Consider the following 670-nt stretch of genomic DNA (forward strand, 5'->3'; position numbering starts at 1 on the left):
AAGCGCCCTGCCAGTTCAGGCATCGTCCTTCAACAAGGTGTGAGACAAAAGGCGTTAGAAACAAACCCCTTAAACCCGGACATTTCAACTTAGCCAGAAAGCGGACATTTCAGAATGGCCTCGACATGGGAATGCCACGGCATGCGGATGGCCAAGGAAACGGTCAGACGGCTGATGACGGACGCCGGGCTGTGGATACCACGCCGGCAGCGCCCGCCGAAGATCTACCAGCCGAGAAGCCGTCGCGCGTGTCTGGGCGAGCTGATCCAGATCGACGGCAGCGATCACCGGTGGTTCGAGGAACGGGCGCCGGCGTGCACGCTGCTGGTCTATGTGGACGACGCCACCAGCCGGATCATGGCGCTGCACTTCACGGCGACCGAATCGACCTTCAGCTACTTTGAGGCGACGCGCGCGTACATTGAACGCCACGGCAAGCCTGGCGCGTTCTACAGCGACAAAGCGAGCGTGTTTCGCAGTGGCAAGGCCCATGAAACGGGAAGCAGCGTGACGCATTTCGGCCGGGCGATGTTCGAGCTGAACATCGACACGTTCTGCGCGAACAGCAGCTCAGCGAAGGGTCGCGTCGAGCGCGCCCACCTGACGCTGCAGGACCGGCTGGTGAAGGAATTGCGACTGCGCGGAATCAGCACGATGGTCGAAGCCAATG

Annotated in this window: 1 pseudogene; it reads left to right on the forward strand. The window is 61.2% G+C overall.

Annotated elements, in window-relative coordinates:
- Positions 1–129: 129 nt before the first annotated feature.
- A pseudogene (locus C0Z16_RS37060) lies at positions 130–670 on the forward strand (ISNCY family transposase); the annotation flags it as partial.

Source organism: Paraburkholderia rhynchosiae (genome assembly GCF_002879865.1).
GTDB classification, from domain to species: Bacteria; Pseudomonadota; Gammaproteobacteria; order Burkholderiales; family Burkholderiaceae; genus Paraburkholderia; species Paraburkholderia rhynchosiae.